This is a genomic window from Kineococcus glutinatus, from assembly GCF_039542765.1.
GTDB classification, from domain to species: domain Bacteria; phylum Actinomycetota; class Actinomycetes; order Actinomycetales; family Kineococcaceae; genus Kineococcus_A; species Kineococcus_A glutinatus.
In genome coordinates this window covers 1-5,666 of the sequence record NZ_BAABIL010000420.1, presented here as the reverse complement: position 1 = coordinate 5,666, position 5,666 = coordinate 1, and the positions used below count along the sequence as shown (strand labels likewise).

At 74.5% G+C, this 5,666-nt stretch carries 4 protein-coding genes; 1 reads left to right on the top strand and 3 read right to left on the bottom strand.

Features of this window, described 5'->3' with window-relative positions; translation table 11 throughout:
• Positions 1 to 103: 103 nt before the first annotated feature.
• Complete coding sequence (locus tag ABEB16_RS15035; RefSeq protein ID WP_345713046.1) at positions 104 to 892, bottom strand: Stf0 family sulfotransferase; 789 nt, start codon at positions 890 to 892, stop codon at positions 104 to 106.
• Between the two features lie 112 nt (positions 893 to 1,004).
• On the opposite strand from ABEB16_RS15035, the gene ABEB16_RS22825 reads away from it, so the two are divergent.
• On the top strand, positions 1,005 to 1,088 hold the full coding sequence (locus ABEB16_RS22825; RefSeq protein ID WP_425560207.1) for a putative leader peptide: 84 nt from the start codon (positions 1,005 to 1,007) through the stop codon (positions 1,086 to 1,088).
• Positions 1,089 to 1,354: 266 nt separating this feature from the next.
• On the opposite strand, the gene ABEB16_RS15030 is transcribed toward ABEB16_RS22825, so the two are convergent.
• Together ABEB16_RS15030 and ABEB16_RS15025 are read right to left on the bottom strand one after the other, a co-directional pair.
• Positions 1,355 to 4,489: a M14 family metallopeptidase gene (locus tag ABEB16_RS15030; protein ID WP_425560206.1), complete on the bottom strand. Its 3,135-nt coding sequence runs from the start codon at positions 4,487 to 4,489 to the stop codon at positions 1,355 to 1,357.
• A 168-nt stretch (positions 4,490 to 4,657) separates the two neighbouring features.
• Positions 4,658 to 5,666 (bottom strand): glycoside hydrolase family 53 protein (locus tag ABEB16_RS15025; protein ID WP_345713044.1); only part of this gene is annotated, 1,009 nt, incomplete at its 5' end.

Below are 5,666 nucleotides of genomic sequence, written 5' to 3'. Positions count from 1 at the left end.
GCCACCACCTCGCGGATGATGTGCACCGCCTCCGCCTCCAGCACCCGCAGCTCGTCGACGCGGCGGCTCGCGGTCGCACCGCGCGGGGCGGTCGCCACCGCGCTCACGACGCACGCTCCGCGCGGTAGCGCTCGACCCACTCCGTGGAGCGGCTGTTCCCCTGCCTGCGCAACGGCGGCGGCGGGGCGTCCACGTCGTCGATCCCGATGGCGCGCAGGACCGCGGTGACCTGCCCCTGGGGGTCCTTGCTGAGGTGCTCGTAGCTGATCTCCAGCGGCTCGATCCCCTCGGTGGCGAACCAGGTCCGCCAGCCGCGCTCCTGGTCCAGCAGGATCTCCTCCAGGTGGCGGATGCCGCCGGCGTGGTAGCGCGCCCCGTCGTCGACGGACGGGTCGCCGTCGCCGCGCCACTGCTGCGTCTGGACTGCACGCCACATGGACACCGCCTGGGGCACGACGTCCGGCCGGAAGACGTGCACGTAGACCGGGTCCTCGCCGAGCAGGTCCAGGACGGCCGAGCGCAGGTCGGTGCCGCTGCGGCCGGGCAGCCCGTCGAGGTGACCGAGGAGCTCGGGGACCTGGTTCCACATGAGCTTGCCACCCCACACACCGTTGGGCGTGCGGCCCTCCGCCAGGACGCGCTCGCGCCACCGCACCGGCGTCTCGGGGCGGGGGACGTCCGGCCTCAGCGGGGCGAGCAGTTCCAGGACCGTCGGGTCCTCCACGTCCGCGAACCAGTCGCGCGGCTGCGGGGCGCAGCCGGAACGACGCAGGTGCTGGAAGTGCTCCAGCGGGTTGCCGGCCACGCCGGTCGCCCGCAGCGTCTCGCACACCAGGGTGCTGCCGCTGCGCTGCGAGGCGCACACGAGGTAGGGGCGGCGTTGTGTGGGCATGCGAGGAAGGTAGCGGACATCCGTTGCCCCGCAATCCGTTCGCGGACGTCCCTGAGATCCGCGCGGACGGCCGCGGTTGACAGCCGCGGTCACCGGGAGGAGGGTCGGCGCCATGTGCACGGGTGAGCTCCTCCTCACCGCTCGGACGCACGTCGACCTGCGACGCTGCGCCAGCGCCATCTGTCGCGCCCGCTGAGCCCCGTGCCGGGCCGGCGTTCCCGCCGGTCGTCCTCCTCACCGCCACGCCGCCGCTCCCGCCTGCCGTCGTGACGTGCCTGCCGCGCTGACGCGCTCCGTCCTGCCCGCGCCCAGCGCCGGCCCCCGACGGTGCGCACGCGGTCGGCGGGACGACCCGTGCGCGACGACGTGGAGGGCCCGGCCGAACGGCCGGGCCCTCCACGTCCGCCTCGCGGCGGGTCGTTCCGGTGCGGGTGTCACCCCGCGGGTGTCACCGTGCGGTCGTCACGGGGCGAGCAGCCCGTTCACCGCGTCCCCGGCCATCGAGGCGCCGATCGCGGGGTCGCTCAGCTGCTCGAACCCGAAGCCCAGCAGCAGCGTGTCCGGCGTCGCGACGACCGCCGCGCTGCCCGCCAGGCCGTTGCCGCGCTCGAAGTCGCCGGCGTTGGCGCCGCTGCCCTCGGGGGCACCGGCGATGCGCCAGGCGCCCAGCCCGGACTCGAAGCCCTCGGCGTCGCCGCTGCCGGAGGCGGTGCTCAGGCGCGTGTCGTCGACGGCGACCCCGAGGCCCCCCGTGTTGGGGTCGGTGACGTAGCTGACGACGACCTCCACCTCGCTGCCGGCGAACGCGGACAGGTCGAAGGCCACGTCCTGCCAGCCCCCGGAGCTGCCCGTGAGCGAGTTCCACTCCCCGCTGCTGCCGGTGGCCGTGCAGGGGTCGCCGGCCGTGAGGTAGTGCGCCAGCCACGGGTGGGTCTGCAGCAGGAACCCCGCCTCGCACTCGGCGGGCACCTCGGAGCTGGTCGCGCCGCCGCGTTCGGCCAGCGTCGTCCAGTCGTCGCCACCGGCGGTGCGGGCCTCCACGATCACGTGGTCGTAGGCCGTCTCGGTGTCCCAGGTCATCTTCGCCGCCAGCGCCGGCGCGTCGTCGGCGCTCAGCCCCGTCAGGTCGAACGTGCGGGCCAGGCGCATGTAGCTGTTGTCGGCGTGCGCGGCGCTGACCGCGAAGTCGCCCTCGACGGGGGAGAGCGGACCGACGGGGTCGGTGTAGTCGGCCAGCCCCGCGCTGCGGAACTGCGGGAAGTCCGACACCGGCAGCACGTCGCTGGTCACCGTGAAGGTGCCCGGCTCGTCGAGCGGGTTGGCGCGGGTGGCGCCCCCGCCGAAGGACGCGCTCAGCCCCAGCAGCGGGGTGCCCCGGCGTCCCGTGACGCCGCCGGCGCCCTCCAGGGAGGCGCGGGAGTAGGCCCCCAGGTAGTACTGGGCGAAGTCGTCGGACAGCAGCAGGCAGTCCGCCGCCTCGGTGGTGATGACGCAGTCCTCCTCCGGCGCGCCGTCGAGGCCGTACCAGATGCCGCCCAGGGTCGACCCCAGCGCGCCGTAGTACGCGCTGGTCTCCCCGGCGTGGACGAGCTTGCCGCCCTCGTTGAGGAAGTCGCGCACCGCGAGCGTCAGGGCGTGCTCGCGCTCGGCGACCGCGAGGTCGGGTGCGGGCGGCTGGAAGAACGTCTCGGTGAGCTCGTCCTCGGGGTCCTGCGTCAGCCGGTTGTCGCCGAGGTACCACAGCACCGCGTCGTAGTGGGCGAGGACGCCGAGGTCGTGGGGCACCCCCTGTGCGTCGACGTCCCAGGTGTCGGCCCGGATGCCCCGGGACGCCAGCGCGTCGACGTGCGCCTGCAGGTACTTCGGTGCGGTGACGGACGCCGGGTAGTCCGGGTTCACGCCCGTGTAGTCCTCGTCGGCGATGACGAGCACCCGGTTGCCGGTGTCGGCGGCGACGGTGTAGGTGAAGTGCTCGCTGGAGACGGGCTGACCGCCGCGGCTGCCCTCGAACCACACCTCGACCTCGTCGCCGGCGCGGGTGCCGGTCACCTGCCCGCGCAGCTCGGCGTAGTAGTCGTCGACCTCGCCGCCGTAGCGCTCCCCGCCGGTCCACTCCGCGACGGGCGCCTGCCGGACGGGACCGTCGGCGCCGACGCGGTAGTTCAGGGTGACGTCGTCGAGGGAGCGCTTGGCGACCACGGCGACGGTCTGCGGGTCGCCGTGGGAGACGGAGAAGGTGTCGACGCGGAAGTCCTCCGCGGTGCGCCCGACCACCGAGACCGGCTCGTCGGGGTGCGGCGCGGACCGCGCCACCGCCAGCGCGAACGGCACGTTCTTCTCGAACTCCGCCTGCACCAGGGCCTCGTCGTCGGGGAACTCGAAGCCGCTGCCGCAGGCCTCCGGCTCCCACGCGTCGTCGGGGTCGGAGGCCGAGGCCGCCTCGCAGGTGGACATCTCCGGGGTGAACCCCAGGGTGCCGTGCGCCTCCTGGGCGTGGAAGTCGGTGTCGCCGTTGGTGGTGTACAGCTCCGCGGACAGGTCCGGGTCGTAGCCGGGGACGGCGGGCTCGGCGTCGTCACCCACCATCGCCTCGTAGATCACGTCGTCCGGGCTGGGGGTGTCCACCTGCCAGCCGACGCCGTGCAGCAGCAGTTCCGCGGCGGAGTGGTAGTTGACCAGGAACTGCGGGGTGAGCCGCGCCACGAGCGCGTCGAGGGCCTGCGTCTCCGGCTCCGAGGCCGGTGCCGGGCCCCGGTAGGTCTCGCTGGCCGGGTCGGGGGAGGAGCCCTCGTTGTCGTAGCCCCACTTCGTGGGGAAGTTGCGGTTGAGGTCGACGCCGTCGCCGGGGGTGATCTGGCCGTCCCCGTTGTTGTCGCGCAGGTTCTTGCGCCACAACCGCTGGCCCTCCTCGAAGGTGAAGTCGTAGCCGTCGGGGTTGGCGACCGGCACGAACCACAGCTCGGTGGTGTCCACCAGCTCGGTGATCTCCGGGTCCTGGCCGTAGCCGTCGAGGACCTGCGCGAGCAGGCGGCGCACCATCTCCGGGGTGATCCACTCCCGGGCGTGCTGCGCCCCCACGTACAACGTCGCGGGCCGGCTGCCCTCGGGGACGTCGCCCGGGCCGGCGGTGACCCGCACCGCGAGGATGTCCTGCCCGTTCACGGTGCGCCCGATCGACGACACCGCGGCGATGTCCGGGTGCGCGGCGGCCTGCGCGCGCAGCTCCGCCGCGATGCCGTCCTCGCCGCCGTAGCGGTCGAAGACGCTGGTCGCCGGCTCGGCGAGCGTCCGCACGCCCGCCGCGGCGGTCTTCGGCGCGAGCTGCAGCCCCTGCGCCGCCAGGCGGCGGGCCTGCGCGCCGCTGAGGACGGTCTCGACGCGCACGCCGCCGGCCTCGGGGGTGGCCGACAGGTCGCGGCGGTCCACCCCCAGGGCGGTGATCGCGCCGAGCTGGGCGGCGTCGACGACGCCGGTGTAGAGGCTCAGCCGGTCGACGGCCGGCGGGGTGGGTGGTGCGGCGGAGGCGGAGATGGCGCCACCCAGGGGCGCTGCCACGAGCGCGAGGGTGGTCAGGGTGGTCACGAAGCGTCGGCGCACGGCTCTTCCCTGTGGTTGCCCGGCAGAGGGTGGAACTGTCGTGGAGGTGATCGCCGGTGTCAACCACCCCTGTGCGAACGCTGTGGGTCGGCGCGCGGCGGAGGTGGTGCCGGACAGGTGGCGGGGGCGGTGCCCGCCGCGCGCCGCGGGCACCTCCTCCGCCGCGCGTCAGCGCCCGGCGCGGAAGGCCGCCAGGGACGGCAGGGCCGCGCCGGAGCGGTCGAACATGGTCAGGTTGTCGTTGGGGTTGCCCTCGCCCGGCGCCCAACCCACACCGGGCACCCACTCCGGCTCCCATGCGAAGAACCCCAGGCCCCGGCCGCCCGGCACGTCCAGCAGCACCTGCCGCACCGTCTCGAAGTAGGCGGCCTGGCCCTGCGGCGTCGCCGGGTAGGTGCCGGCGTCGGGCAGCTGGGAGACGTCGCGGATGAGGTTCTCCAGGTGGTCGCCGTTCTCCAGGGTCCACGGGTAGGCGGTCTCGACGAGGACGACGTCCTTGTCGTAGCGGGCGGCGATGTCGGTGAGGTTGGCCCGCAGGTCCTGCAGCGACCCGTGCCAGAACGGGTAGTACGACTGGCCGATGACGTCGAACCGCACGCCCTCGGCGAGGACGTGGTCGAAGAACCAGCGGGAGCCGCCGTTGTCGCCGCCGCGGTCGACGTGCACCATGACGGGGATCCGCCCGCCGCGCCCGGACGCGTCCCGCACCCCGGCGATGCCCGCCTTCAGCAGCGTCGTGAAACCCGCCCAGTCCGGCGTGGCGGTGCGGTACACCTGCCCCAGCGGCCACAGCATCCCCGCGGTGACCTCGTTGCCGACCTGCACCATGTCGACGCGGGCGCCGGCGCGCTCCAGGGCGGTGACGGTGTCGCGGGTGTACCGCCGCACCGTGGCGGCGAGGGTGGGCAGGTCCTGCCCGGCCCAGGCCGCGGGGGTGCTCTGGTGGGCCGGGTCGGCCCAGAAGTCGGAGTAGTGCAGGTCCAGCAGCACCTGCATGCCCGCCCGCTTGGCCCGGCGCGCCAGCTCGGTCGTGGCGGCCAGGTCGCTGTAGCCGGCCGGCGGGTTCACCCAGGTCCGCAGCCGCACCCAGTTCGCGCCGTGGGAGCGCAGGATCCGCTCCACGGGCCGGACGCGGCCGCCGTCGCTGAAGCGCACGCCGGCCGCCTCCAGCTGCAGG